At 40.3% G+C, this 25,411-nt stretch carries 26 protein-coding genes; 11 read left to right on the top strand and 15 right to left on the bottom strand.

What is annotated here, in order from left to right:
• Positions 1 to 100: 100 nt before the first annotated feature.
• From CVT00_RS08110 to CVT00_RS08100, 3 genes are all read right to left on the bottom strand, one after another.
• Positions 101 to 244 carry a diadenosine tetraphosphate hydrolase gene (locus tag CVT00_RS08110; RefSeq protein ID WP_107914716.1) on the bottom strand — a complete coding sequence of 48 codons (144 nt, stop codon included), beginning with the start codon at positions 242 to 244 and terminating at the stop codon, positions 101 to 103.
• Complete coding sequence (locus CVT00_RS08105) at positions 241 to 1,071, bottom strand: hypothetical protein (RefSeq protein WP_196376851.1); 831 nt, start codon at positions 1,069 to 1,071, stop codon at positions 241 to 243. The genes CVT00_RS08110 and CVT00_RS08105 overlap by 4 nt, the downstream gene beginning before the upstream one ends.
• A gap of 105 nt (positions 1,072 to 1,176) precedes the next feature.
• Positions 1,177 to 2,238: a TRAP transporter substrate-binding protein gene (locus CVT00_RS08100; protein WP_103558887.1), complete on the bottom strand. Its 1,062-nt coding sequence runs from the start codon at positions 2,236 to 2,238 to the stop codon at positions 1,177 to 1,179.
• 92 nt (positions 2,239 to 2,330) lie between these two features.
• Here CVT00_RS08100 and pyk point away from each other — a divergent pair, with 92 nt between their 5' ends.
• Positions 2,331 to 3,782 (top strand): pyruvate kinase, encoded by a 1,452-nt coding sequence (pyk, locus tag CVT00_RS08095; RefSeq protein ID WP_103558886.1) that lies wholly within the window; start codon positions 2,331 to 2,333, stop codon positions 3,780 to 3,782.
• A 707-nt stretch (positions 3,783 to 4,489) separates the two neighbouring features.
• Here the strand turns inward: pyk and dnaJ are convergent.
• Positions 4,490 to 5,632, bottom strand: a complete 1,143-nt coding sequence (gene dnaJ, locus CVT00_RS08090) for a molecular chaperone DnaJ (RefSeq protein ID WP_107914714.1) — start codon at positions 5,630 to 5,632, stop codon at positions 4,490 to 4,492.
• A 123-nt stretch (positions 5,633 to 5,755) separates the two neighbouring features.
• On the opposite strand from dnaJ, the gene CVT00_RS08085 reads away from it, so the two are divergent.
• The 10 genes from CVT00_RS08085 to CVT00_RS08040 all read left to right on the top strand — a co-directional run bounded on the left by CVT00_RS08085 (position 5,756) and on the right by CVT00_RS08040 (position 14,150).
• On the top strand, positions 5,756 to 6,427 hold the full coding sequence (locus tag CVT00_RS08085; RefSeq protein WP_009294394.1) for a response regulator transcription factor: 672 nt from the start codon (positions 5,756 to 5,758) through the stop codon (positions 6,425 to 6,427).
• Positions 6,424 to 7,680: an ArsS family sensor histidine kinase gene (locus CVT00_RS08080; protein ID WP_107914712.1), complete on the top strand. Its 1,257-nt coding sequence runs from the start codon at positions 6,424 to 6,426 to the stop codon at positions 7,678 to 7,680. Before CVT00_RS08085 ends, CVT00_RS08080 begins: the two co-directional genes overlap by 4 nt.
• Entirely contained in the window at positions 7,677 to 8,249 is a 573-nt protein-coding gene (recR, locus tag CVT00_RS08075) for a recombination mediator RecR (RefSeq protein ID WP_103590436.1), read from the top strand. Before CVT00_RS08080 ends, recR begins: the two co-directional genes overlap by 4 nt.
• Before the next feature lie 83 nt (positions 8,250 to 8,332).
• A complete protein-coding gene (gene trpD, locus CVT00_RS08070; protein ID WP_107914710.1) occupies positions 8,333 to 9,937 on the top strand; it encodes an anthranilate phosphoribosyltransferase in 1,605 nt (534 codons plus the stop codon).
• The gene (locus CVT00_RS08065) at positions 9,937 to 10,551 is read left to right on the top strand and encodes a phosphoribosylanthranilate isomerase (RefSeq protein WP_107914708.1); all 615 of its coding nucleotides are present in this window, start codon (positions 9,937 to 9,939) and stop codon (positions 10,549 to 10,551) included. Before trpD ends, CVT00_RS08065 begins: the two co-directional genes overlap by 1 nt.
• On the top strand, positions 10,541 to 11,722 hold the full coding sequence (gene trpB / locus CVT00_RS08060; protein WP_107914706.1) for a tryptophan synthase subunit beta: 1,182 nt from the start codon (positions 10,541 to 10,543) through the stop codon (positions 11,720 to 11,722). The genes CVT00_RS08065 and trpB overlap by 11 nt, the downstream gene beginning before the upstream one ends.
• Positions 11,715 to 12,464 carry a tryptophan synthase subunit alpha gene (trpA, locus tag CVT00_RS08055; RefSeq protein ID WP_107914704.1) on the top strand — a complete coding sequence of 250 codons (750 nt, stop codon included), beginning with the start codon at positions 11,715 to 11,717 and terminating at the stop codon, positions 12,462 to 12,464. The genes trpB and trpA overlap by 8 nt, the downstream gene beginning before the upstream one ends.
• 77 nt (positions 12,465 to 12,541) lie before the next feature.
• On the top strand, positions 12,542 to 12,961 hold the full coding sequence (locus CVT00_RS08050) for a chemotaxis protein CheX (protein ID WP_002942548.1): 420 nt from the start codon (positions 12,542 to 12,544) through the stop codon (positions 12,959 to 12,961).
• Positions 12,958 to 13,275, top strand: coding sequence for a flagellar motor switch protein FliN (gene fliN, locus CVT00_RS08045; protein ID WP_002942551.1), 318 nt, complete (start codon positions 12,958 to 12,960; stop codon positions 13,273 to 13,275). Before CVT00_RS08050 ends, fliN begins: the two co-directional genes overlap by 4 nt.
• Positions 13,272 to 14,150, top strand: coding sequence for an excinuclease ABC subunit A (locus CVT00_RS08040; RefSeq protein ID WP_103558877.1), 879 nt, complete (start codon positions 13,272 to 13,274; stop codon positions 14,148 to 14,150). The genes fliN and CVT00_RS08040 overlap by 4 nt, the downstream gene beginning before the upstream one ends.
• A gap of 356 nt (positions 14,151 to 14,506) precedes the next feature.
• On the opposite strand, the gene CVT00_RS08035 is transcribed toward CVT00_RS08040, so the two are convergent.
• From CVT00_RS08035 to rpmF, 11 genes are all read right to left on the bottom strand, one after another.
• Entirely contained in the window at positions 14,507 to 15,955 is a 1,449-nt protein-coding gene (locus CVT00_RS08035) for a Ppx/GppA phosphatase family protein (protein ID WP_107914702.1), read from the bottom strand.
• Positions 15,956 to 15,958: 3 nt separating this feature from the next.
• Entirely contained in the window at positions 15,959 to 17,176 is a 1,218-nt protein-coding gene (locus tag CVT00_RS08030; protein ID WP_196376902.1) for a sensor histidine kinase, read from the bottom strand.
• A 38-nt stretch (positions 17,177 to 17,214) separates the two neighbouring features.
• On the bottom strand, positions 17,215 to 17,886 hold the full coding sequence (gene hsrA, locus CVT00_RS08025) for a homeostatic response regulator transcription factor HsrA (protein ID WP_002942555.1): 672 nt from the start codon (positions 17,884 to 17,886) through the stop codon (positions 17,215 to 17,217).
• A 76-nt stretch (positions 17,887 to 17,962) separates the two neighbouring features.
• Complete coding sequence (locus CVT00_RS08020) at positions 17,963 to 18,289, bottom strand: dihydroneopterin aldolase (protein WP_012001302.1); 327 nt, start codon at positions 18,287 to 18,289, stop codon at positions 17,963 to 17,965.
• On the bottom strand, positions 18,286 to 18,897 hold the full coding sequence (plsY, locus tag CVT00_RS08015; protein WP_087584083.1) for a glycerol-3-phosphate 1-O-acyltransferase PlsY: 612 nt from the start codon (positions 18,895 to 18,897) through the stop codon (positions 18,286 to 18,288). The genes CVT00_RS08020 and plsY overlap by 4 nt, the downstream gene beginning before the upstream one ends.
• Before the next feature lie 59 nt (positions 18,898 to 18,956).
• Entirely contained in the window at positions 18,957 to 21,245 is a 2,289-nt protein-coding gene (locus CVT00_RS08010; RefSeq protein ID WP_103558875.1) for an ATP-binding protein, read from the bottom strand.
• A gap of 8 nt (positions 21,246 to 21,253) precedes the next feature.
• Positions 21,254 to 22,336, bottom strand: a complete 1,083-nt coding sequence (locus CVT00_RS08005) for a PilZ domain-containing protein (protein ID WP_103558874.1) — start codon at positions 22,334 to 22,336, stop codon at positions 21,254 to 21,256.
• A gap of 122 nt (positions 22,337 to 22,458) precedes the next feature.
• A complete protein-coding gene (locus CVT00_RS08000) occupies positions 22,459 to 23,058 on the bottom strand; it encodes a peroxiredoxin (protein ID WP_002942572.1) in 600 nt (199 codons plus the stop codon).
• 197 nt (positions 23,059 to 23,255) lie between these two features.
• A complete protein-coding gene (locus tag CVT00_RS07995; protein ID WP_103558873.1) occupies positions 23,256 to 24,260 on the bottom strand; it encodes a beta-ketoacyl-ACP synthase III in 1,005 nt (334 codons plus the stop codon).
• Positions 24,261 to 24,263: 3 nt separating this feature from the next.
• Positions 24,264 to 25,253, bottom strand: a complete 990-nt coding sequence (gene plsX, locus CVT00_RS07990; protein WP_021084931.1) for a phosphate acyltransferase PlsX — start codon at positions 25,251 to 25,253, stop codon at positions 24,264 to 24,266.
• A 3-nt stretch (positions 25,254 to 25,256) separates the two neighbouring features.
• Positions 25,257 to 25,403 carry a 50S ribosomal protein L32 gene (rpmF, locus tag CVT00_RS07985; protein WP_002942540.1) on the bottom strand — a complete coding sequence of 49 codons (147 nt, stop codon included), beginning with the start codon at positions 25,401 to 25,403 and terminating at the stop codon, positions 25,257 to 25,259.
• Positions 25,404 to 25,411: the final 8 nt, after the last annotated feature.

The raw sequence follows: 25,411 nt of genomic DNA, 5'->3' as shown, positions 1-25,411 counted from the left end.
TCCTTTTAAATTTGAAACTATACAAGATAGAAAATTTCTTTTAATTTTATTGTGATTATATTTATAATATTATTAATTTATTATGCTTGGTTAAGGTTTATTAATTACAAAATTTATCCGAAAAACTCCAAATTTCATTCTCATCTACATACTCAAAAAAAGCATAACTAACATCAGCAATATCAGCATAGTCTTTTATCTTATTTACCATCTCTTTGTTTGTTAAATTTTTAATAGTATTCATTTGTTTTTCCTATTTATTTTTTGAAATTTGTTATCTATCAAGTAAAAATAGTTGTCTCCAGCTACGTTTATATATCTGTTTTTGGTAAATTTTATCCCACTTGCTTCATCGCCTGAAAGTGTATATGTTGTTTCGACAACGTAGTAGTCTAAACTTAGATCAATTACTCTTACTTCATCACTATCATCTATATAAAAATAGCCCAAGTCATAAGATGGTTTAAATTTTTCATAATCTTCATTACCAATAAATTCTTTTATTTTATCTTTGTAAATTTGTGGAGTTTTTATTTTTTTTCTTGTCTCATTTTCATAATCGATCCATCTGAGGTAGTATCTCTTTCCGTTAGACAACCTATCATAAACATGATACGTTTTATCTACTATTTCATCTATAAATTTACCCCTAGCTCTTTCATTTATATTTATGCAAGCATGTTCCATTTTCATTATGTCTTTACCAGCAGCTATAAATTCATCATATTCTTGTTTGCAAAATTTATCGTTAAAGATATCTTGCATAACCATATCTATATATTTGCTCTTGTTGTTATTAAATTCTTGAAAATATTTGCTTTGATTATTATCTAGCTCTTGTTTTATCTCTTGATATAGGCTTGATCTTTTTGCTCTTATATCTTTGTTTAGCTCTTCAAGCTTATCTATCTCTTTCTCCAGCTTCTCATCAAATACATAAACACCACCATATTTCTTAGCAATGCTCTCTTGTTCGCTAGTTAGATCAGAAATTCTTATAAAGCCATTAAAATAAGCAAGTGGCAGCAGTATAAATAAGCAGATAAAAACTATAAATTTGACTTTTTTCATCATAAATCCTTTTAAATTTTCACTATTGTCTTATCTTTTGCTTTAAAGTCTGGTTTTTTGTTGTAGTTTTAAATTTTAAAAAGCAGGGAGAGCTCCCTGCTGTGGTTATTTCTCTTCGTTTGTTTTGATGTAAGCGTAGTCAGAAATTTTAGTCCATTCTCTTGCTTTTTTGAGGAAAGCCCTTTGAGACTCGACGATCTCTTTAAATAGTGGATCTTTTGCGCTCTCTTCATCAAGTAGCTCATTTGTAGCCTTTTTAAGAGCTGCGATGACCTCTGGCGGGAAAGATTTTACTTGGATGTCTGGATACTCAGCCTTCATCTTGTCCCAGTACTCTACGTTTGCGTAAAATACCTTAGTATTCACATCTCTTGCCACCTCAGCAGCAGCCGCTTCAAAGATCGCTTTTAGATCATCTGGAAGTTTTTCATACGCATTTTTGTTGAAGAAAAACTGAGTTTCGCCATCTGGCTCTTGCCAGCCTGTGTAGTAGTATTTTGCCACTTTGTGAAAGCCAAGTGCCATGTCGTAAGCTGGGCTAACCCACTCGACCGCATCGATCGTGCCCATCTCAAGTGCCATGTAAAGCTCGCCAGTTGGGATAGTGTTGATATTTGCGCCAAGTTTAGCGTAAATTTCACCACCAAAGCCTGGAATTCTGATCTTTAAGCCTTTGATATCATCAACTGACTTGATCTCTTTTTTAAACCAGCCGCCCATTTGCATGCCAGTGTTGCCAGCTCTAAAAATTTTGATGTTATACGGGTCAAAAACTTTTGCCTCTAGCTCTTTGCCGCCGCCAAATTCATACCAAGCTGTTTGCTCGTCGGTATTCATCATAAATGGTGTCGCTGTAAAAAACATTGTCTTAGGGTCTTTGCCTTTGTAGTAGTAGCTAGCTGTGTAGCCGATGTCGTACTGACCGCTCTTTGCAAAGTCAAGCATCGCAAAAGGCGACTTGTGTTTTGACGGGTAGTCGATCCTGATCTCGATGCGGCCGTTACTCATCTTTTCGACCTTCTCTTTTAGCTCTTTTGGCACGTCACCAAGCACTGGCATAGTGCTCTCCCATGAGCTTGCAAGCTTGAGCTTATAGACTTTGTCATCTCCCATAGCAGCGCAAGCAAGAGCTGCTAGGCCAAGAGATGCTAATAAAAATTTATTCATACTCTCTCCTTTAAAAATTTTGCATATTATACAAAAAATTTACATTATTAAATTGTGTTATAATCGCAAAAATCAAATTACAGGGCATAAAAATGATAAAAAAGACGAAAATTGTAGCGACTTTAGGGCCAGCAAGTGACAACGAAGAGACGATGGAGGCGATGGTTAAAGCAGGGGTTAATGTTTTTCGTTTAAATTTTAGCCACGGAACACACGAATACCACAAATCAAACATCGACAAGATAAGAAACATCGAAAAAAGACTAAACAAACGCATAGGCATCTTGCAAGATATCTGCGGTCCAAAGATCAGAGTTGGCAAGCTTAGCGAGCCATTTTACTTAAAAGCTGGCGACGAGCTTAGCATCTACGCAGAGGATATCGTGGGCGAAAAGATCGAAAAGGGCGTTTATAGAGTGAGCCTAAATCAGCCTCAAATTTTACCTATGCTAAAGGCTGGCGAGTACGTCTATCTCTACGATGGCTCGATCAGAGCAAGAGTTATAGGCGAGGGCAAAGATGTGGTAAAAACGATCATCGAAAATGACGGGATTTTAAACTCAAACAAAGGGGTAAATTTCCCAAATACCGCCCTTGGCATCGACATCATCACGCCAAAAGATAAAGAAGATATGGAATTTGGCGCAAAGCAAGGCGTAAATTTCGTTGCCATTAGCTTTGTGCAAGACGCAAATGACGTGATAAAAGCAAGAAATATCTTAAAAGAATTTGGCTCCAAAGCGGCTATCTTATCTAAGATCGAGAAATTTGACGCAGTCGAAAACATAGACGACATCATCGCAAAGAGTGATGGCGTCATGGTAGCTCGTGGCGATCTTGGCATAGAGGTGCCATTTTACAGGGTGCCAACGATACAAAAGCTCATCATCAAAAAGGCAAATGCAGCCAGCAAGCCAGTCATCACAGCAACTCAGATGATGCTAAGCATGGCAGAGCATGAAACTGCTACAAGAGCGGAGATTAGCGACGTGGCAAACGCCGTGCTAGACGGCACTGACGCAGTTATGCTAAGCGAGGAGAGCGCGATCGGCAAAAACCCAGTCGCAGTCGTAGAGGCGATGAGCAAAACAATCATCCAGACGCAAAGCATCTATCCATATAATAAATTTGACGAATTTGACTTTTTTGACGAGACTGACATGGTCGCAAATAGCGCAGCTTCGCTAGCTGTTCGCATCAAGGCAAATGCGATACTCTCTATCACAGGCTCAGGTAAATCAGCCATAAAACTAGCTAGAAACCGCACAAATATCGATATCATCGCTATCGCGCACGACGAGCAGACAGCTCACATGCTTACCCTTGCTTGGGGCGTGACGCCAGCGCTCGTGCTTGAAAAGACAAAGCTAAACGTGCTTCTTGCAAATGTCATCAAAAAGGCTTACGACGCTGGATACGTCGAGCATGACAAGACCTATCTCGTCACAGCTGGCCACCCAACAGGAGTAGAGGGCAGCACAAACCTCATACGTATCATCAGACGCGACCAGCTTGATTATTACTTAGACCTTGCAACCGAGTAAATTTATGGATTTAGTGCCTGATATTTCGGGCACTAAAATTTCTTTTAAATTTATGCGCTTTTATGCACTCGCCTTGAAAATCTACCAAATTTAAATTCTTCATTTTGCCACTAAATTTAGAGCCGTGATATGCTTGATAATAAATTTTAAAATTTGCTTGAACCTTTTTTGTAAAAATTAAATTTTTAGTTGTAGCAACAAATTTCAAAATTCCATTCGCTCGCAAGAATTGACTACTGATTTTAGGTTTCGCAAAGCTCTCCACTAAAATCAGAGCCGAAATTACTCGTTCATGAAATTTTAAAATTTGCGAAAACTTACTTGATAGCAAAACGAATGCGGCACGATAGTGCTATCGCATGCACTTCTAACGTGCGAGGGGTTTGGGGGATTTAAAAAGGGGGATAAGGGGACGGCTTCGTAATTCAAGTCCCCTTGTCTCTCTTTTGGATAAAAGAGTTTTTAAATTTAAAGTCCATTTTTTAAAAAAAAGAGAAACATGCTTTCACGCAAATTTTTAAAATTCCATTCACTCGCAAGAATTGACTACTAAAATTTGGCTTCGCTCATCGCTTAGCTCAAATTTTAGAGCCGAAATTACTCGTTCATGAAATTTTAAAATTTGTGTGAAATTTACTTGTAAAATTAGGATATAAAATTTATTTTAAAGATTTTGTGACACCAAATTTAGCGTCACAAATTTAAATTTATTTTTTCTTTTTGCCTTTTGGCTCGTCGCCTTTAAACCAGCTTTTTATCTTGTCAAAGACGCTCTCATCGGTGCTTGACTTGCCTGAAACTATGCCAAAGCTAGCTTGAAGCTTGTTTAAAAGCTCTTTTTGCTCGTCGCTTAGCTTATCAGGTGTTTGGATAGAAATTTGAGCTACAAGTCTGCCTTTTTTGCGTGAATTTACACCCTTGATACCCTCATTTTCAAAGATAAATTGCTGTTTATCTTTCGCGCCAACTGGTAGTTTTAGCTCGGCTTCACCGCGAAGTGTTGGGATTTTTATACTCTCACCAAGAACAGCTTGGGTAAAAAAGACTGGAATTTCTATATAAACGTCGTCGTTGTGGCGGATGAAATGCTTGTCCTCTTTTACATTTATACTCACGTAAAGATCGCCTTGAACTCCGTTTGCACCGATGTTACCTTTGCCAGCGACCCTCATCCTCATACCACTATCAACGCCCTCTGGGATCGTGATCTTGACGCTTTGTTGCTGGATTTTATAGGCTTTTGCGTTGCAGTCAGGACATGGCTCGCTTATCACTTCGCCAGATCCGTGGCAGTATGGGCACTCTTGAACGATATTCATAAAGCCATTTCCGCGCGTGATCCTGCCGCTTCCGCCGCAGTGCTGGCAAGTTTTGTTTTTGCCATCTTTGCTGCCTGTTGCGTTGCATGTTGGGCAAGGCACTTTTTGATCAAATTTGATCTCTTTTTCGCAGCCAAAAACAGCTTCGTTAAACTCTAAATTTATAGGAATTTCAAGGTCGGCTGAGTACTTTTCAGTTCGTCTTTTTCTCTGCCTAGAACCACCGCCAAAACCGCCTCCAAAAAACGAGTCAAAAATGTCTGAGAGGTCAAAATCAGCGCTAAAGCCACCGCCACTGCCAAATCTACCCTCAAGCCCTTCTTTGCCGTATCTGTCATATATTGAGCGCTTTTGCTCATCGCTTAAGACCTGATAGGCTTCGTTTATCTGTTTAAATTTCTGCTCAGCCTCTTTATCACCAGCGTTTCTGTCTGGGTGGTATTTTAAAGCGAGCTTTCTAAAGGCTTTTTTTATCTCGTCGCCACTTGCATTTCTTGAAATTTCAAGGATCTCGTAATAATCAAACTCCACATTTTTCCTTGTTTATTAAGCTTATTTTAAATGTGAGATTTTATCCAAAAAAGTTTAAATTTAAAAAAGAATTTACATTTTTGCCGTATAATCTCTACTATTTTTCAATGAAAAGGATGATTTATGATTAACGTTTTAATGATAGAAGATGATCCAGAATTTGCACAAATTTTATCTGAATATCTTGATAGTTTTAATATAAAAGTGACTAACTTTGAAGACCCATATCTAGGGCTAAGTGCCGGCATAAAAAACTATGACCTACTCATACTTGACCTTACATTACCTGGCATTGACGGTCTTGAAGTTTGTAAAGAAATTCGCCAAAAATACGACATCCCTATCATCATAAGCTCAGCTCGCAGTGACATCAGTGACAAGGTCGTTGGACTTCAGCTTGGAGCGGATGATTACTTGCCAAAACCATACGATCCAAAAGAGATGTATGCTCGTATCACAAGTCTTATCAGAAGATATAAAAAGACAAACGAAGTGCAAGAAGAGGTCGTTGATAGCGCATTTAGGATAGACGACAAGCGCCATGAAATTTACTTTAATAATGAAGCTCTTGCTCTAACACCTGCTGAGTATGAAATTTTAACCTATCTCATCAAACAGCACAGCTTTTCAGTATCTCGCGAGCAGCTAGTTTATAACTGCAAGAGCCTAAAAGACAAGGACTCAAAGAGCCTAGATGTCATCATCGGACGCCTTAGAACAAAGATCGGCGATAGCTCAAAAGCGCCAAAACATATATTTTCAGTTAGAGGCATAGGATATAAGCTTATCGGATGAAATACTCCATAACCACCAAAATAACTATCATCTTTGCCATCGCTTTCTCGCTGATGTGCTTGCTTTTTGTGACATTTGCAAACATTCAGCAAGAAAGTGCGCTTGAGAAGCTAAAAGATAAGCAAATAAGCGCCATGAACTATCTTGTGGCGCTTTACGAGCGTGGCAATCCCCCAAGAGATTTAGAGCACTACTTTAAAAATTTCAACTTAGAATACGTCGGCAACAAAAATTTAGCCACCTCAGTTACCTCAAGCGGAAACGCCATTTTTACGCAGCACACGCCCCTTGGCATGATGCAGTCGGTTAATTACAAAGGCGATTTGTATCTGCTTATCAAAAATCCATCTTTCATGCTGCTACTTGAGAGTAACGACGCAAGACACGTAAATGACCCACTTTGGGTGGCATTTTTGATCATCTCGGCTCTGCTTATCTCGCTTTATGTCTCGGTGCTTAGAAGCCTTTTGCCGCTTAGAAGACTTAGCAAAGATATCAGAAAATTTGCCAGCGGAAACATGGAGATGGCGATGACTGCTAGGCTAAATGAAAACGAGCAAGACGAGATCGGGCAGGTCGCAGTTGAATTTGACAACGCCGTTTGCAAGATCAGAGAGTTAATTCGCTCAAGGCAGCTATTTTTACGTGCGATCATGCATGAGCTAAAGACGCCTATAGGCAAGGGCAGGATCGTCTCTGAGATGGTGGCAAATGACACTCAAAAGATGAGGCTCATAAACGTTTTTGAGCGCCTTGAGATGCTTATAAATGAATTTAGCAAGGTCGAGCAGCTCCTTTCAAAAAGCTACGCGCTAAACTACCAAGAGTGCCATTTCTCGCTTATTTTAGAGCAGGTGCAAGATATGCTTATGCTTGATAAATTTGAAGAGCGTGTGAGCTGTGACATCAGAGATGACGTCTTATTAAGAGTTGATTTTCAGCTTTTTAGTTTGGCGATTAAAAATTTGATAGATAATGCCCTAAAATACGCGGAGGATAAGAAAGCCATCTTGATCTGCGATAGCGAATTTATAGCGGTTAAAAATTTAGGTAAAAAGCTAAATCACCCGATTGATTACTACAAACAAGCCTTTGTTAGAGGCGACAAGGTGAGTGCGGGAAGTGGCATGGGGCTAGGACTTTACATCATCGAGCAAATTTGCCAGATGCAAAAATTTGAGCTTGTTTATGACTATGAAGACGGCTATCACGTCTTTAAAATTTTACTTCGAGCAAAGGCAAAACGCGCATGAAAAGGGGCTTAGAGAAATTTAATGAGCTAACTGAGTCATTTGCCAAGCTACCAGGTGTCGGTAAAAAATCAGCCGCGAGATTTGCCTACTTTGTCTGCATGCAAGATAGCTTTGCAGGGCTAAGGCTCGCGCAAAATATCGAAGACGCGGTGAGGTTTATCAAGCGCTGTGAGCGTTGCGGTGGGCTAAGCGAAAATGAAATTTGCGACATTTGCAGCGACGAGAGCAGAGACAGCGAGGTCATCTTGTTAGTTGAGAGCCCAAAAGATATCTTGGTTTTTGAGCAAAATGGCATCTACAACGGCCTTTACTTCGTGCTTGACGAGATCGACGAGGACGCCATAGAGAGGCTGCGAAGTGCTATTAGGCAAAATGGCTCAAAAGAGGTCGTCTTTGCCTTTACGCCTGGGCTAAATTCAGACGCGCTCATGCTTTACGTCGAGGATAAGCTTGGCATGAGTGAAATTTCATTTAGCAAGATCGCTCAGGGCGTACCAACTGGGGTAAATTTAGAAAACGTCGATATGCTCTCACTCCTAAAAGCCTACGAGAGCCGCACAAAAGCCTAATTAAAATTTCTTTTAGTTATAATCTCACCTAAATTTATAATATTTAGTCCGCGCAGCCGCCGCTAAATTTAAAAGGATAGAGATTGATTTTACTTATAGATAACTACGATAGTTTTGTCTTCAATGTCGAGCAGTACGTAAAAGAGCTCACAAACGAAGAGGTTAGATGCGTTAGAAACGATAAGATAACGCTTGAAGAGATCAAAAAACTAAACCCAAGTAAGATCATCCTAAGCCCAGGGCCAAAGCACCCAAAAGATAGCGGAGTTTGCCTAGAAATTTTAGAGGCCAACCTTGGCGTGCCGGTGCTTGGAATTTGCCTTGGACACCAAGCCATAGGGCTTAGTTTTGGTGCAAAGATAAAAAGACTAGATGACCCACTTCACGGCAAGACCTCGTTTATCGACGTGAAAAACAAAGAGCCACTCTTTGCAGGGCTGCCTGAGCGCTTTGAAGTTATGCGCTACCATTCGCTCTATGTCGATGAGCTCCCAGCTAGCTTAAGCGCTGATGCAGTGAGCGATGATGGCGTAGTTATGGCACTTAGCGTTAAAGATAAGCCGATCTTTGGCATCCAGTTTCACCCTGAGAGCTACTTCACGCAATACGGCAAAAAGATCGTTGAAAATTTTGTAAATTACAAGGCAAAAGAAGAGGTAAAAGAGCCAAAAATTCGCTCACTTAAGCCATATCTTATCAAGCTTCAAGAAAATATCCCACTTGATGATAGCGACTTTGAGCAAATTTGCGAGATAATAGCCAGCAAAGAGTACGAGATCGTGCAGCTTTCAGCCCTTTTGGTGCTAATTAGCGAAAAGAGCCTCTATCCAAAAAGCCTCGCTGCGCTTGCAAAAAATATCCTAAAATACTCGCAAACTTACCGCGATGATACGCCTATGATCGATCTTTGCGGCACTGGTGGAGATGGCTTTAAGACGATAAATATCTCAACCACGGTTGCTTTTATCCTTGCAAGCCTTGGCATAAAGGTCGCAAAACACGGCAACAAGGCAGTTTCAAGTAAGTCAGGTAGCTCTGATGTGCTTGAAATTTTAGGCGTAAAAAGTGAAAAATCACTGGCAAAACAGCGTGAAAATTTAGCTAGTAAAAATTTAGCCTTTTTCCACGCGCCATTTTTCCATCCGCTAGTTGGTGAGGTGAGAGAAGTGCGCCAAAGACTTGGCATAAGAACCGTATTTAACGTGCTTGGACCGCTTTTAAATCCAAATTTAAACCTTACAAATCAGCTAGTTGGCGTCTATCACAAGCCTGTTCTAAAGCTCTACGCCCAGACGCTTAAAATCCTTGGCAGAAAGCACGCTTTGGTCGTCCGCGGCGATGACGGACTGGACGAGATCACGCTTTGTAGCGAAACAAGCGTTGTGGAGCTAAAAAATGGCGAAATTTTTGAATACAGCATCACGCCAGAGCAGTTTGGCTTTAAAAGAGCGCTTCACAGCGACATCGAGGGCGGCACACCTGAAGAAAATGCCAAAACCTTGATCCGCACGCTAAAAGGCGAGGAGCAGGGGGCAAAATTTGACATCGTAGTCTTTAACGCGATGTTTGCACTTTACGCGGCTGATGGCGCAAAGAGCCCAGACGAGGCTAAAAAAATGGTTTTAGAGGCTATAAATTCTGGTAAGGCGTATAAATTTTATGAAGAGTTTATAAAGGCGCAGGCGTAATGGCGCTAGTTAAAATTTGTGGCATCAAAACGCTAGATGAGGCAAGTGCGGTTTGCGCTTTGGATGTTGATTTTATAGGGCTGATATTTGCTAAAAGCAAAAGAAGGGTTGAGCTAAATTTAGCTAGGCAGATAGCGAAATTTGCTCACAGCAAGGGCAAAAAAGTAGTTGGCGTTTTTGCGGAGCAAAGTGATTGCGAGATAATGGAAATTTGCCAGTTTGCTGGTCTTGACGTGGCTCAGGTGCATGGAGTGGTGAGCGAAAATTTAGGTGCAAATTTAAAAGATATGGGGCTTGAGATTTGGCAGGTTTTTAGCGTGAAAGATAGCTTGCCAGAGGTTGATTTTAAGCACTTTGACATGGCGCTTTTTGACTGCAAGGGCGAAAATGCCGGAGGAAATGGCACCAGCTTTGAGTGGGAAATTTTAAAAGAGGTTAAATTTAAATTTGGCATGGCTGGGGGCATAGGCGAGCACAACATAAAAGAGGCGCTCAAATTTAAGCCATATCTAGTCGATATCAACTCCAAAGTCGAGGACGAAAACGGCATAAAAGATGCACAAAAGATAGAGAGAACTTTAAAGATCATAGGTGAGGTAGAAGATGAATACTAAAGCATATTTTGGAAAATTTGGCGGGCAGTTCGTGCCTGAGACGGTGATGTTTGCCCTTGATGAGCTAGAAAATGCTTATGAGAGCATCGCAAAGACAAAAGAGTTTAAAGACGAGCTTGATGATCTTTTGAAAAACTACGTTGGCAGGCCTAGTCCGCTCTTTTTTGCAAAGCGCCTAAGTGAGCACTACGGACATGAAATTTACCTCAAGCGTGAGGATCTAAACCACACGGGCGCGCATAAGATAAATAACGCTCTTGCTCAAGCTCTGCTTGCTAAAAAGATGGGTAAAAAGAAAATTTTAGCTGAGACTGGAGCTGGCCAGCACGGTGTGGCAACAGCTACTGCAGCGGCACTTCTTGGCTTAGAGTGTGACGTCTATATGGGTGCAACTGACGTGGCTAGACAGCAGCTAAATGCCTTTCGCATGCAGCTTCTTGGCGCAAAGGTGGTGAGCGTAGAAGACGGGCTAAAAACGCTAAAAGAGGCGACTACAGCGGCCATACAAGCGTGGGTAAATGAGATAGAAAGTGCATTTTACGTCATCGGCTCAGCCGTTGGCCCACACCCATATCCAAAGATCGTGCGTGACTTCCAAAGCGTGATTGGCACAGAGGCGAAAGCTCAGCTTGCAGACTACGGCAAAAAGGCCGACTATGTCATCGCCTGCGTTGGCGGCGGTAGTAATGCCATTGGCATTTTTAGTGCGTTTTTAGAGGACGAGAGCGTAAATTTAGTAGGTATAGAAGCTGGCGGCCTTGGCATAGATACGCCTTATCACGCAGCTACGCTTAGCAAAGGCAAAACCGGCATCATCCACGGCATGAAAACGACGGTCTTACAAGATGAATACGGCATGATCTCGCCAGTGCATAGCATCTCAGCAGGCCTTGACTACCCAGGCATCGGCCCAGAGCACGCCCGTCTAAACGACATCAAAAGGGTAAAATACGAAGCCGTGACCGACGATGAGTGCATAAATGCCTTGTATTTTTTAAGTAAGATGGAGGGCATCATCCCAGCTATCGAGAGTGCGCATGCGGTGGCGTATCTGGAGAAGCTTTGCCCAAAACTTGATGAAAAAAGCGTCATCGTCGTAAATATCTCAGGCAGGGGCGATAAGGATATAAATACAGTCATCGGCTACGAAAAAGGAAAAATTTATGGATAAGGTTAGAAGCGCATTTAACGGCAAAAAGGCAAACATTGGCTATATCGTGGCTGGATATCCAAGCTTAGAAAAAACTAAAGAATTTTTAGAAAATTTGGATGAGAGCACGCTTGATCTGCTTGAGATCGGTATCCCTTACTCTGACCCGCTAGCTGATGGCAAACTCATCGCGCAAGCTAGCTTTGAGACAGCTCAAAGTGGCGTAAATACCGACGTTGTCTTTGACATGCTTGAAGGCTGCAAGGCAAAAGTGACAAAGCCACTTGTTTTTCTAGTTTATTACAACATCATCTTTGCTTATGGCGTTGATAAATTTCTAAAAAGATCACGCGAGGCCGGAGTGAGCGGCTTTATCGTGCCAGATCTGCCTTGTGAGGAGTGCGAGGAATTTGCTCTAAAGTGCAAGGAGCTAAATTTATGCCTTGTGCCACTTATCAGCGTCACTTCTGGGGGCAGAGCGGATGAGATATTAAAATTTGGCTCAGGATTTATCTACGTGCTAGGTGCTATCGGCGTTAGCGGTTCAAAAAGAGCTGATGAAGATAGGATAAAAAATTTAGTCTTAGAGCTTAAGAAAAAGAGCGATCTACCAGTGGCTGTGGGTTTTGGCATCAAAAACAAAGATGATGTTAGCGAAGTGAAAAAATATGCTGACGCTGCGATCATAGGCACGCAAATAGTCAAACTTTGCGCCAAATTTAGTGGAAAAGAGCTAGTTAAAGAGGTCGATAAACTCTTTTAAAATGCTTAATAAATTTATAGCTAATTTAGTAAAGCCAAAGTATAATTAACGCGCATTTCAAGTCTTAAGGAAGAGATATGAGAAAAGTTATAGATGAAGCCACAAGCTATCTTTGCAAGGATACTTTGGGGTTGGATTTAGAGTTTGGCAAGAGCCTTGGTAAAGGATTTTACGGGGCTAGCATACCAGTTTATAAGGGCAAAAGCGAGTATCAGTTTTATCTATTTTTTAAAAAAGATACTTTAAAAATTTTCATGAATGCCTTTTTTGGTCACGAAGATGTTGATGGTGGCGATCTGGACGATCTTTGCAAAGAGATAGCCAATCAGATCATCGGCAAGGCTAAAAATCTGCTAAATGAAAAAGAGCCAAATGCTTATAAACTCGGAACGCCTGAATTTTTGGGCGAGGTTGAGAATTTTGGCATAAAGCTAAAAGAGAAATTTATATATAAGATAAAAAATAGAACATTTCAAATAGGCTACAAGATACAATGAACGACGAAGGTGCGATAGAGACACTAGAACAGCTAGGGCTTTTTAAGAGCTATGATGAGCTTATGGATATAAGCGTTGATTTTATAGCTGAGCTAGGAACTACCACAGTTAGCATAAATGAGCTTTTGAAATTTGAAGCTGGCTCGGTCATAGACCTCGAAAAACCAGCTGGCGAGAGCGTGGAGCTATATATAAATAATAGAATTTTTGGAAAAGGCGAAGTAATGGTTTATGAGAAAAATTTAGCCATCAGGATAAATGAAATTTTGGACTCAAAGTCAGTTATTCAGTACTTCAAAAAAGAACTTTTATGAAATTTATACTATTTTTTGTGCTTTTTGCTACGCAGATATTTGCCTCAAACTTGCTAACATACAATATCTATGAGCGCACCGATAGGGTCGATATCATGCTTAGCTTTGATGCGCCTTACGAGGGCAATATCTTTCAAAAGCGTGAAAAAGACACAACCTCTTTGATACTAAATTCTCTAAGCTACGATCAAAGCGCGAGCAAGGATATAAACTCAAAGATCATTCAAGAGCTAGATATTGAGCCAAAACAAAACTCTTTAGTTTTAAATTTACGCTCAAATGACGCTATCATCGTAAATGCATCAAAGACAACTGATAGCTTCGGGCTTCGCATCCGCGTAACACTAAAAAACACAAAAACGCAGGTGCAAAATATGCCACAAGCTAGCGCAAAGATAGAAACTGCTAGCACGCCAAAGGCAGAAAATGAACCTATGGTTAATATTGATTCGAGATACTTCATCGTCCTAAGTGTGCTCATCGCGCTTCTTATATTTTTGTATGTTTTTAAAAGATATATCACTTCAAAAAGTAGTGATTTTAGCGGATTTAAAACGCCACAAAATCAGCCACAAAACGACACAAAGTCGATGAACTGGCTGCTTAAAAATCAAAGTAGTGGCGTCAATATCATCTATGAAAAATATCTTGACCGCACAAACAAGCTAATGCTTCTAAGCTACGAAAATAGGCGCTATCTAGTGATAGTTGGCAGCTCAAATGTCATGCTTGATAGCTTTGGCGAAGAGAAGATACAAAATGAGCAGGACTTTGCTGTTTTCTTTGAAGAAAATAAGAAAAAACTTGGCTCATTTTTACAAGAGCGCCAAAATAGCCTAAATAACTACAAAGATAAAATGAGCGGGGAATTTTAGTCCCACTTCGCTACTAAATTTAAAAATTTAGAAGAGCATTTTCGCAAATTTTAAAATTTGCAATAAATTATCTCATATAAGACTCATGCAGTGTGAAGTACTGAAGCATGCTACCTCTAACGAGCGAGGGGATTGGAGGATTAAAAAGGGGGACAAGGGGACGGATTTCTCGTGTCTGCCACGTAGTTGCGAGCCTACAAATTTTAAAATTCCATTCACTCACAAGAATTGACTACTAAAATTTGGCTTCGCTTACCGCTTAGCTCAAATTTTAGAGCCGAAATTACTCGTTCATGAAATTTTAAAATTTGCCCAAATACACTAGCGTTTTTTTAAAATTGTCAGCTACTTTTGACCTATACAAACGAAATGGCAAAAATTTCAGGTTTTGCGATCTTTTTTATCTCTTCTTTTGCCATGGCAAATTCTTTTGCGCCCTCTATTTTTAGTGTGTGGCCGCTAAACTCAAAGCTTAAATTTAGCTTCTCACAGGTTATATCAAGTGCCTTGGCTAGCGCAAGGATGAAGCTTAGCCACCTTACACACTCAGCCTTTGGTAATAAATTTTTATACCTTTCAAACTCATAAATATTTTTCTTGCCATTTGTGCCGATGACTGCGGCTATTAGTGCCTTTTGCTCGTGTGAGAAGCCGTAGTTTAGGGCATTTAGTATGATATAGGCTGAGTTTTTGTGATCGCCGTAAAAGCCTATCTCTTGACCGACGTTGTGGAGCTTTGCAGCAATTAGCAGCGTCTCAAGATAGCCCTCATTTAGCCCATGAAGCTTTTTAAGCGCCACAAAGATATCCTTTGCATATCTTGCCACGGCTTTGTTGCAAGAGAGGATGAAGCGATCTTGTAGGCTTTTAACGCTTGGGTTAAAATTTTCTGGAAATTTAAGGCTTGGACGCAAAAAGTCTTTTAAAAAGACGCCCTCTCTTACGCCAACGCCACTTGTGATGACGTTTTTGGCATTTAGCGCCTTGGTAAGGGCTAAAAATATATGTGCGCCTTCTCTGATGGTGTCATATCTATCTTTTTTTATAGGGAATTTATTTAGTTCAAGCACGCTAATGTTTGCGATGCTCTCGATGTAGGCTTGCTCGTCGCTAAGCTTGTAGCAAAAGCCATGCAGTGATGAGAGCGGATATAAATTTTTGCTCATTATGGCCGATGATATCGCTCTTAAAGATCCACCAATCGCTATTAAATTTGGGCACTTAAATCGCTCATCTATCTGCGCCGTGATCTGCGCCAGAAATTTTGGTAGTTTGTTTAAATTTTTCTTATCAAAAAATAGCTCTTTTAGCCTCACTGTGCCTATATCAAGCGAGAGGACATCGACTATCTTGCCGTTGCTTATCCTAGCAAGTTCGGTCGAGCCTCCGCCGATGTCGATAGTGACGCACTCGGCTAGATTGTGAAGCAAATTTTTAGCCGCTATCGCTCCAAAAGTAGCCTCTTCTTTGCCGTCAATCACTTTTAAATTTATGCCAAGTTTTTTTCTTAAAAGAGAGATCAAAACGCCTGAGTTTGGAGCATCTCTAAGCGCTGAAGTGCCGACACATAGGACTTTGGAGCATTTGTAGCTTTTTATGATGTTATCAAATTCGCCAAAAGCTTTGATCGCTTTTTGCATTGAAGCTTCTGAAATTTCGTTGTTTGAGCCGTATCCGCCTTCGCCTAGTCGCACTTTGGTTTTGTATTCAGCTAGTATAAAAAATGCTAAGCGTGACGTGCGCTCAAATATCGCCATACGCATAGAATTTGAGCCAAGATCGATCACTGCGGTTCTCTTTGCCATTTTTTATCCTTTTAAATTTAAAACGAGGCTTGCAACTGCTCCGTTTGTGTTCTCTCTATTCTTGATAGATATCTCAGCGCCAAGTGCCTGTGCTGTGCCCTTTGCGAGAAATAGTCCAAGTCCAGCACCACCTTTGTCGCCGTATCTTTTAAATGGAGCAAACAAGTCCTTGCTCTCGTCTATACCCACTCCCTCGTCGGTTACTTCAATGATAAATTTGCTCTTTTCAACCCTTGAGCTAATCGTAATCGTGCTATTTTTTGGAGAAAATTTGATAGCATTTTGGACGAAATTTTGCACGATGTGAGTTAGTAGGCTAGTTTGGATATTTAGGTTAAAAATTTCAGGTTTTAGATTGAGTGCGAGATTTTTTTCTTCACCTTTTGCGAGCACCTCGTAGTTTTTGCCTAGTTTTTTCAAAAATGCGATCACGTCGGTATTTACCGGCTCTTCAAACTGCGCGCCCTCTTGACGACCTATCTCAAGGACCGAGCCTATCATAGCGTTCATGCCGTTGATCGCTTCGTTGTTTGATTTTAGCGCTTCTATGTATTTTTCACTCTCGCGTGGTTTTAAAAGTGTCACTTCGTTTTTGGTTTTCATGACGGCAAGTGGAGTTTTTAGCTCGTGTGCAACGCCTACAAAGAGCTCTTTTTGGTATAAGACAAAAGTTTGTATGCGAGTAATTAGCCTATTTATGCTATTACCAAGTGGTAAAAACTCGTCTGGCAAGCTTTTGATATCGATCTCTTTTAGAAATTTCTCATCTAAATTTGTAAGCTTGTGACTTAAAATTTTTATAGGTATTAAAAGCATTCTTGATAAAAATAGTGCATAAAATAGCACCAAAAGTATCGCTGTGACGTTTACGATTATAATATCTATAAAAATTTCTTCGACTATCTGGCTTTGAAGTGAGGTATCCTTTTCGAGGACTAAGTAGCTGCTTTCATCTAGCCTTGTTGTTAGAGTGGTTATGCTCTTATCTTTTATCTTTTGCATCACAAGGTAGGGCTTCTCACCTTTAAGCTCTCCTGCTTTTACGGTGGCTAGAGTTTTGTTTGGGATTTCTATAGTGAAAGTTTTTAGATTGTTAGGATTGAAATTTTGTGGATTGTTTTTGTAGTCTGCTGCTTGCTGATTTAGTTCATTAACTACGCTTTGAAAAACGGTAACTCTTATGTAGTGATAGAGCATCACCGAAACAACGGCAATTAGCATCATCGCACCAGATGCTAATTGCAGTATAAATCTATTTCTTAAGCTTTTTTGGGAAAGCAAAATCTATATCCGCGTCTTCTAACAGTTTCTATTGTCGAAATATTTAGCGGTTTGTCCATTTTTTGGCGGATTTGGTTGATAGCAACCTCGATAACGTTTGGAGTTACGAGCTCTGGCTCTTCCCAGATAGCGTCAAGTAGTTGCTCTTTAGATACGATTTGATCTGAGTGTCTTGCAAGGTGAGTAAGTACCTCAAATGGCTTGCCTTTTAGCTCGATGTCGCGGCCAAGATATGTGATCTTCTCTTCGTCAGGGTTGATGATAAGCTCGTCTATCTTGATGATATTTGTGCCGCCAAAGCGTAGTCTAGCCTCTAGTCTAGCCACTAAAATGTCAAAATCAAATGGTTTTTTGATGTAGTCATCAGCGCCAGCTCTAAGTGCTTTTATCTCGCTCTCTTTGTCGTCTTTTGCAGAAAGAACTACAACTGAAGTGCGTGGAGATTTATGTTTTATAATGTTTATAAGATCAACGCCGTCACCATCTTGAAGCATCCAGTCAGTTAAAACTAAGTCATAGTTTCTGATGCCGATGTAGTACTCAGCGTCTTTGAAATTTTCAGAGCTATCTGTCTGATAACCAAACTCTTGCAACCCCTCTGCAATCGTCTTATTTAGCGTTACTTCGTCTTCTACTATTAAAATACGCATTTCTTTTCCTTAAACTAAAATTTATGGTCGATTGTATCATAAATTAAGAAATATTTCAAGATACTTTAATAAATTTTTAAAAAATAGTGCTGATTTTTGCACCGACAATTGCATTTGGTAAAATCTCGGTTTTTAAAATCTCCATATCCAAGCTAGTAAGCGAGCTAAACCTCTCTTTTAGCGCTTTGCAGGTTGCTTCCAGTGACTCTTCTACGCTTTGAAATTTCATTTCATTGTAAAATTCTTTTATAAAATCAGCCACCAAAACATAATCAATCAAACTAGTCGAGCGAAATTCTAAGCTTACTTTTACTTCTTGCTTTGCAACTCGCTCAAAGTCAAACATCCCGATGACGGTTTGAAATTTATAATCCTTAATAATCGTTGTTATTTCACTTTTCATACGACTTTTTGCTCCTTGCCTGAAAGCAGGCGAACGATGTTTGGTATGTGCTTATAAACTACCAAAAATGCAATGATAAGGATCGGCGCGTGAGTGTAAATTTCATCAAGCTCTGGGTGGATGATGAAGCTTGATGCGATGAGAGCTATCAGCGCGCATAGCGATGCTAGAGAGCTTATCTTTAAAAATTTACCGACTAAAAACCAAACGACAAGAGCGATTATTATCTCAACTGGTAAGAAAAATGCGAGTACGCCAGCTCCGGTTGCCACGCCTTTGCCGCCTTGAAAGCCTAAAAATATAGAAAAACAATGCCCTGCCACACTTAAAACTGCCATCGTCCAAAGCACGCTTTGGCTAGCTCCAAGAGAAGAGGCTACGATGAGTGGCAAAACGCCCTTTAACACGTCACAAACTACGGTTAAAATGGCTAGCTTTTTGGCGAGTTTTGGGTTAGTTTGCTTTAAAACTCTTAAAACATTTGTCGCACCTATGCTTTTGCTGCCCTCTTTTTTTATATCAACATGTCCGAAAATTTTTGCTAGTATGAGCCCAGATGGGATGCTGCCAAGCAGGTAGCTAATGGCATAAAGTATTAAATTTTGCATATTTTACCTTTTAAATTTAAAGAGAAATGATATTAAAAAAATACTAATTTTTTTATAAATCATCTCCACAAAAGCACGACTTTTTCGTCGTAGATGTCGCTTTTCTTTGGCGAAATTTGCGTTTCATTTATCGTGATGTTTTTAATATCATTTGCCTCTTTTAGTGCATCGCACTCTTGTGCAAATTTCTCTTCAAGCTCGCTTATGGCTAAATTTATATCATTTACGCTTTGCTCGCTAAGCTTGACGTCGCTTCGCTCTTTTAAGACCTTGTTTGCGCTTCTAGCACTTGATGCGATCTTGCCGGCGTTTTGGCGAGATAAGAGCTTGTTGCCAAATATCGCTCCAAATATGCTTGCGCCTATATTTATAGCTGCGTCAAGGCCGCTTGTGGTCATATCTTTTTGCTCTTTATCAAGCTTTGCAAGGGCTTTATTTAGCTTATCTTGCAAGCTCTTTTGCTCTTTTTCAAATTTAGCCGTGAGCTTTGCGGTTTGCTCCTCTAAAATTTCGTTGCACTTATCCTGAAGCCTTATGAAAAACTCCTCTTTTGACTCGTTTTCTTTTGAGTAAATTCCCATCGCCTCAAAGGTGTTAAATTTGAAATTTCTATATAAAAACTCTTTAAATTCTTTTTCTAAAGCGTTAAAATTCTTAGCGCTCATTACGAAATTTGGCACAGCAGCAAAGCTTGCACCGCTTGGCTCATTTTCGCTCGCATCAACGCGCATGCCTTCGCTAGCCTCGCTCCAGTTTGGCTCTTTGTCACTTTCACTAAGCTCGTAAAGATAGCTTACCTCACAAACGCTGTCTATGCCCTTTTTAGCATCATAAATTCTCACCTTTGCGCTTGCTAGTAAATTTGGTGTGAGGCTTTTTGAGTTGGTGTAGAGCTGTGTGATATCGCTTGAAATGATAGGTTTTGCGCTAAATTTCATCTCACTTTTATCTACATTTTGGCTGCTTAAATTTTCTTTTTTATCTTTCATCAAATTTGAAATTTGCTCGCGGCTGAGCGGACCTTTTAGATAGCTAAGTGCCCAGCGTGTGGAGATGACGTTTAAGCCGTCCTCGTTTATATTTTTAAGCAAGAAATTTCTTTTGGCTAAATTTGATATGAGATTTTCAAGCGAGGCTTTGTCCAAGCTTGAGCCTGCGATGCCGCTTAGCCCGTCGATCACGCGGGCTTTGTCCTGCGCTGTTTGGAGGCGGCCGATGAACCAAGTGCCGATGTTGCTTAGGCCTTTGTAGTCAAGATCGACTGGGTTTTGTGTGCTTAAAACGCAGCCTAAACCAAACGCACGGGCTTGTTTTAAGAGCGTGAGCATAGGCGTTTTTGACGGCGGATTTGCGTTTGGCGGAAAAAAGCCAAAAATTTCATCCATATATAGGATCGCTCTAAGTGAGCTAGTGCCCTCTGTGCCGCGCATCCATGCGATGATCTCGTTTAGTAAAAGTGTGACAAAAAACATCCTCTCAGCGTCATTTAGGTGCGAGATCGTAAAGATATTGCACTTTGCTTTGCCGTTTTCATCAAAAAGCATCTTTGAAATTTCTAGTCTAACGCCCTGCGTCCAGCCCTTAAAGCTTGGGCTTGCGATGAGTGCGTTTATCTTCATGGCAAGCTTTAGGCGCTCACTGCTTGGATAGAAGGTATCCACATCAAAAACGCCTATCTTTTTAAACGGCGGATTTGCTATGAAATTTATGAGTTCTTCGATGCTGACGTCTTTTTGCTCTTTAAATTTGCTCTCAAATATAGTGGAGATAAGCAGCTGCTCTTTTGAGCTCATATCCTCTGAACTCATGCCAATAAGCGATAGCACCGACGCTGCGAGTGAGTTTATATAGTTGCTAAAAATTTCTTCGTCACTAATATTTGGGCAGGCAAAGTCGCTAAGTAGCGCCACACCTATGCCAGCTGAGCTTTTTGGCGTGTAGATATTAAAGCTAGCGCTATCTTTTAAAATTTTTACGCGCTCAAGGTCTTGAAAGCTCGACTCTATGCCGTTTCTCCAAAGCTCGGCCTGAGCGGCAGCAAATTCCTCTACGCTTTGACCTTTATTTGCCGCTTCTGCTTCATCGACATAAGGTAAAAAATCCTCCACTCTCATCTGCGGAAAGGTGAGGGCTAAATTTGTGATATCGCCCTTTGGATCGATGATGATAGAGGGGATGTTGTCTATGCAGGCCTCTTCTAAAAGCGTGATACCAAGGCCTGTTTTGCCACTACCTGTCATACCGATAATTGCCGCGTGGGTGGTTAGGTCTTTGTTTTTGTAAAAAAATGGCTCTTTATCTTTTAGTCCGATGTAAAAAAGTTTTAAATTTTCTTGTATGGTTTTCACTAATTGCCTTATTCGTATAAATTTATGCGTGAGCGAAGCTCGTCAAGTGTCTCTTTGACGCGCTTTTGTGTGAAGTCTTTTATCGTTTTGTCATCATCAACTAGCTGCATGCAGTATCTGATGTAGCCCTTGTATGCTAGCTCGGTGACTAGCCTTAGTTTCAAAGAGACGTTTTTTACTTCATCTGGTGAGAGCATGATGTCAAAATTTGCCTCCAACTCTTCGCCGTCTTTAAAATTTGTAGCTTGTGAGCTTAGTATGCTCATGCCACCCTCTGAGATGTCATAAAGGCTACCAACAAGCTCGCCTTGCTCTCCTTTTAGAGAAATTTTGGTAAAGCGGTTTGGCAAGACACGCTGGAATTTTCTCTTGTTTGCATGCATGGTCGCTGTGCGTGAGAAATTTGAAAGGGTGACGCTTTTATCGGCGATATTGTAGTCGATGATGTCGGCGCGAAGTTGCTTTGAGAAGAAGCTGTTTGGCAGGATAAAGCCCTTGCCATCTTGCTTCATGGCTAAAATTTGCATCATATCTACGCGAAAAACGACACTATCTTCTTTAACCTCTAAAATTTCGGCTTCGTATTTTATATTTAGTCCGTCATATAAATTTAAAAACTCAGGGCGGACTTTGGCATTTTTCATGCGTGTAAATGTGTTGATCGGATCTTCATAAAAAAATGAGCCAGTATCGATCATCGTTTTTACCGTGGCTTCTTGGTGATCCTGCGTGTTATATAAAATTTCTTTCATCCTTGAGACGGCATTTACAAAATAGCCCACATATACTGCATCGTCGCAGGTGTGACTAAAATTTAGTGTCAAATTTAAGAGTAAGAAATTTACTAGCTCGTCTTTTGCGTTTAGTTTTGGTATTAGGCTGTTTAAGTCGTCGCGAATTTGTGTGGCATTTGGCTTTTGGATGAGTAGCGCATCAAAGATACTCTCAAGGCAAATTTTCATCTGCTCGTGTGGCACTACAAGGGTTAGTTGTCTGCAAAATTTGATGCCCTCATCTATAAATTTAGCTCTTAAACCAAGTATGCAATCCTCGCAATTTTCGACAAGTTCTTGCCTGCCCTTAAACTCCATGGGGTCTCCAAAAAAGGTTATTTATTAAAACATCGCTATCATATATAAAGTTATATTAAAAAAATATTTAAATTTGTGTAGAGAGGAAATTTCTAGGCAAAACTGCCTAGAAATTTGAATAATTATAGTTTGCTTTCGTTGTGTGAAAGGTAGTCAGCAACACCTTCGGTGCTTGGTTTCATACCAGCGTCACCTTTGTGCCAGCCAGCTGGGCAAACTTCGCCGTGCTCGTTTGTAAATAGCATAGTATCTACCATTCTGATCATCTCGTCAATGTTTCTACCAAGTGGTAGGTCGTTTATAACTGCGTGGCGAACTGTGCCATCTTTGTCAAGCAAGAATGATCCGCGAAGTGCTACGCCAGCGTCTTCTAGAAGTACATCAAAGCCACGAGCGATTGATTTTGTCATGTCAGCTACGATCGGGAAGCGAACTTTGCCGATACCGCCTTTATTTACTGGAGTCTCTTTCCATGCAAAGTGTGAGAACTGGTTGTCGCAAGAAACCGCGATAACTTCGATACCGCGTGACTTGAACTCGTCATATCTTTTATCAAATGCGATGATCTCGCTTGGGCAAACGAATGTAAAGTCCATTGGGTAGAAGAAGACAACAGCGCCCTTTTCGCCGATGTTTTTGTAAAGGTTGAAATCATTTACGATTTGATTGTTTCCTAAAACTGCTGCAGCTGTAAAGTCAGGTGCTTTTTTTGTTACTAACATATTTTCTCCTTAATAATAAATTTTATTGATTGCGAAATTATATCCATAAAAATTTAAATTCTAATTAAATAGATCTGGAAATTTAAAACATTGTAATTTTAATATGCATTTGAAAATGAATGGAAATTTTTAAAAATTTATAGAAGATGTTGTAGAAATTTTATTAAATTTAGAGTTTTGGATGTAGAAGCGGTTAATTATAGATCGCTAAAATTTCTACCGCCAAATTTTAGTATCGCTGAACCCCAAGTAAAGCCACCGCCAAATGCATCAAGAAGCAAAACAGAGCCATTTTTGATGCGCCCATCCTCGTAAGCATCATTTATCGCCATTGGGATCGAAGCAGAGCTTGTGTTGCCATATTTTGCAACCGTCAAAACGCACTGCTCGTCAGTGAAATTTAGCCTATTTTTTACGGCGTCTATTATCCTGATATTTGCTTGATGAGGTATGAAAAAGTCGATATCTTCACTTTGCATTTTGTTTGCGTGTAAAATTTCTATCACGCTTTTGCTAAGCGTTTGAACCGCTATCTTAAAGACCTCATTTCCGCTCATGTGGATGAAATTTAGCCTATTTTTTAGCGTCTCATCGCTAGCTGGAAATGCACTACCACATCCTGGAGTTATCAAAAGCTCAGCCTGTCTGCCATCGCTTGCAGTGTGGATGTCGATGATCTCATTTTCTTCGCTAGCGCTTATCACAGCAGCACCAGCTCCGTCGCCAAAAAGTATGCATGTGCTTCTATCTGTGTAGTCGATTATCGAGCTTAGTTTTTCAGCTCCTATGATCAAGACATTTTTTTTAGCACCACTTACGATAAGAGAATTTGCAAGCTCCAAAAGATAGATAAATCCTGTGCAAGCTGCACTTATATCAAAAGCTGTAATGCCAAAATTTAAGCCTAAATTTGAAGCTATCTTACAAGCAGTTGAAGGCATACAAAGATGATCTGGAGATATCGTAGCGCAGATTACCGCATCGATTTGTGATTTTTCAAGCCCTGAGCGTTTTAAAGCTAGCTCGGCAGCTTTTGTACCAAGATCGCTTGTTATCTCAGTCGTTGCGATATGTCTTTGCTCTATACCGGTTCGCTTCACTATCCACTCATCGCTCGTGTCGACCATTTTTTCAAAATCAAAATTTGTTAAAATTTTTTCTGGGACATATGACGCAATGGAGATCAATGAAGCTTTTGGCATATTTTACCTTGCAAAGTGTGAAAGTTCTTCTTCTATAACTTTATTTATATTCGAGTTAGCAAATTTAATTGCTTGAAAGATTGCATTTTTTATAGCTTTTGAGTTGCTTTTGCCGTGGCTTATGATGACGCAACCATTTACGCCAAGAAGCGGAGCACCGCCGTACTCATCGTAGCTGACCTGTTTTTTTAGAGTTTTAAAGACTTTTCTCATAAGCACTGATCCAGCCATGGCAAGAGGTGATTTTTTGACTTGCTTTTTGATGATCTTGCCTATGGCATCAGCAACGCCTTCGCTCGTTTTTAGTAGGATATTTCCCATAAAACCGTCGCAAACCATGACATCAATGCTGCCATCAAAAATTTGATTGCCCTCTGCATTGCCAACGAAGCTATCAAGTCTAGAAACTAGTTTAAAAGCCTCTTTGCTGACTTCATTGCCTTTACTCTCTTCTTCGCCATTTGACAAAAGACCTACTTTTGGCTCTTTTCTGCCTAAAATTTCTTTTGCATAGGCTTCGCCCATTATGGCAAATTGAAATAAGTGTTCGCTTCTGCAATCAACATTTGCACCAACGTCCAAAACCAAAGTAGCTGTCTCTTTTGAATTAGGCATAAGTGTTGCGATTGCTGGACGAGATACATTTTTTAATCTACCAACTCTTAACGTAGCTAGGCTCATAGTCGCACCGCTGTGACCAGCGGAAACGACAGCATCGACATTTTTATCTTTTAAAAGCTCAACAGCTTTGTAGATCGTGCTATCTTTTCTTTTAAGTGCGTCTGTCGCTCCGTCTGACATCGAGATTACTTCGGTAGCTTCTATAAATTCTATATTTTTTAAATAGGGTTGTGGAATGAGTGGTTTTATGGCATTGCTATCGCCAACTAATACAGCTTTAAATTCTGCCTCTTTCAGTGCTTCGATAACGCCAGATATTATAGGCTCTGCACCAAAATCACCACCCATAGCATCAATAGCAATGCGAATCATATTTTAGTATTCACCTGTTGTTTTGTTTATGCGGTGAGGCATTTTCCAAGAACCATCTTTGTCTTTTACAGGTACTGGAAGTGTAACTTTGTAATGTGTTCTACGTTTTGCTGCACGAGAATGACTCACTCTACGCTTTGGTACTGCCATTTTACTCT

Origin of the sequence: Campylobacter concisus (assembly GCF_003048675.2) — a bacterium.
Taxonomy (GTDB): Bacteria; Campylobacterota; Campylobacteria; order Campylobacterales; family Campylobacteraceae; genus Campylobacter_A; species Campylobacter_A concisus_F.
The sequence above is the reverse complement of the archived record's forward strand: the minus strand, read 5'-3'. Positions and strand labels throughout refer to the sequence as shown.

What these genes read in the sequence shown, in the direction of transcription:
- CVT00_RS08110 (WP_107914716.1), bottom strand. Translation starts at nt 244, where the DNA reads ATGAATACTATTAAAAATTTAACAAACAAAGAGATGGTAAATAAGATA.
- CVT00_RS08105 (WP_196376851.1), bottom strand. Translation starts at nt 1,071, where the DNA reads ATGAAAAAAGTCAAATTTATAGTTTTTATCTGCTTATTTATACTGCTG.
- CVT00_RS08100 (WP_103558887.1), bottom strand. Translation starts at nt 2,238, where the DNA reads ATGAATAAATTTTTATTAGCATCTCTTGGCCTAGCAGCTCTTGCTTGC.
- pyk (WP_103558886.1), top strand. Translation starts at nt 2,331, where the DNA reads ATGATAAAAAAGACGAAAATTGTAGCGACTTTAGGGCCAGCAAGTGAC.
- CVT00_RS08085 (WP_009294394.1), top strand. Translation starts at nt 5,756, where the DNA reads ATGATTAACGTTTTAATGATAGAAGATGATCCAGAATTTGCACAAATT.
- CVT00_RS08080 (WP_107914712.1), top strand. Translation starts at nt 6,424, where the DNA reads ATGAAATACTCCATAACCACCAAAATAACTATCATCTTTGCCATCGCT.
- recR (WP_103590436.1), top strand. Translation starts at nt 7,677, where the DNA reads ATGAAAAGGGGCTTAGAGAAATTTAATGAGCTAACTGAGTCATTTGCC.
- CVT00_RS08065 (WP_107914708.1), top strand. Translation starts at nt 9,937, where the DNA reads ATGGCGCTAGTTAAAATTTGTGGCATCAAAACGCTAGATGAGGCAAGT.
- trpB (WP_107914706.1), top strand. Translation starts at nt 10,541, where the DNA reads ATGAATACTAAAGCATATTTTGGAAAATTTGGCGGGCAGTTCGTGCCT.
- trpA (WP_107914704.1), top strand. Translation starts at nt 11,715, where the DNA reads ATGGATAAGGTTAGAAGCGCATTTAACGGCAAAAAGGCAAACATTGGC.
- CVT00_RS08050 (WP_002942548.1), top strand. Translation starts at nt 12,542, where the DNA reads ATGAGAAAAGTTATAGATGAAGCCACAAGCTATCTTTGCAAGGATACT.
- fliN (WP_002942551.1), top strand. Translation starts at nt 12,958, where the DNA reads ATGAACGACGAAGGTGCGATAGAGACACTAGAACAGCTAGGGCTTTTT.
- CVT00_RS08040 (WP_103558877.1), top strand. Translation starts at nt 13,272, where the DNA reads ATGAAATTTATACTATTTTTTGTGCTTTTTGCTACGCAGATATTTGCC.
- CVT00_RS08035 (WP_107914702.1), bottom strand. Translation starts at nt 15,955, where the DNA reads ATGGCAAAGAGAACCGCAGTGATCGATCTTGGCTCAAATTCTATGCGT.
- CVT00_RS08030 (WP_196376902.1), bottom strand. Translation starts at nt 17,176, where the DNA reads ATGCTAATTGCCGTTGTTTCGGTGATGCTCTATCACTACATAAGAGTT.
- hsrA (WP_002942555.1), bottom strand. Translation starts at nt 17,886, where the DNA reads ATGCGTATTTTAATAGTAGAAGACGAAGTAACGCTAAATAAGACGATT.
- CVT00_RS08020 (WP_012001302.1), bottom strand. Translation starts at nt 18,289, where the DNA reads ATGAAAAGTGAAATAACAACGATTATTAAGGATTATAAATTTCAAACC.
- plsY (WP_087584083.1), bottom strand. Translation starts at nt 18,897, where the DNA reads ATGCAAAATTTAATACTTTATGCCATTAGCTACCTGCTTGGCAGCATC.
- CVT00_RS08005 (WP_103558874.1), bottom strand. Translation starts at nt 22,336, where the DNA reads ATGGAGTTTAAGGGCAGGCAAGAACTTGTCGAAAATTGCGAGGATTGC.
- CVT00_RS08000 (WP_002942572.1), bottom strand. Translation starts at nt 23,058, where the DNA reads ATGTTAGTAACAAAAAAAGCACCTGACTTTACAGCTGCAGCAGTTTTA.
- CVT00_RS07995 (WP_103558873.1), bottom strand. Translation starts at nt 24,260, where the DNA reads ATGCCAAAAGCTTCATTGATCTCCATTGCGTCATATGTCCCAGAAAAA.
- plsX (WP_021084931.1), bottom strand. Translation starts at nt 25,253, where the DNA reads ATGATTCGCATTGCTATTGATGCTATGGGTGGTGATTTTGGTGCAGAG.
- rpmF (WP_002942540.1), bottom strand. Translation starts at nt 25,403, where the DNA reads ATGGCAGTACCAAAGCGTAGAGTGAGTCATTCTCGTGCAGCAAAACGT.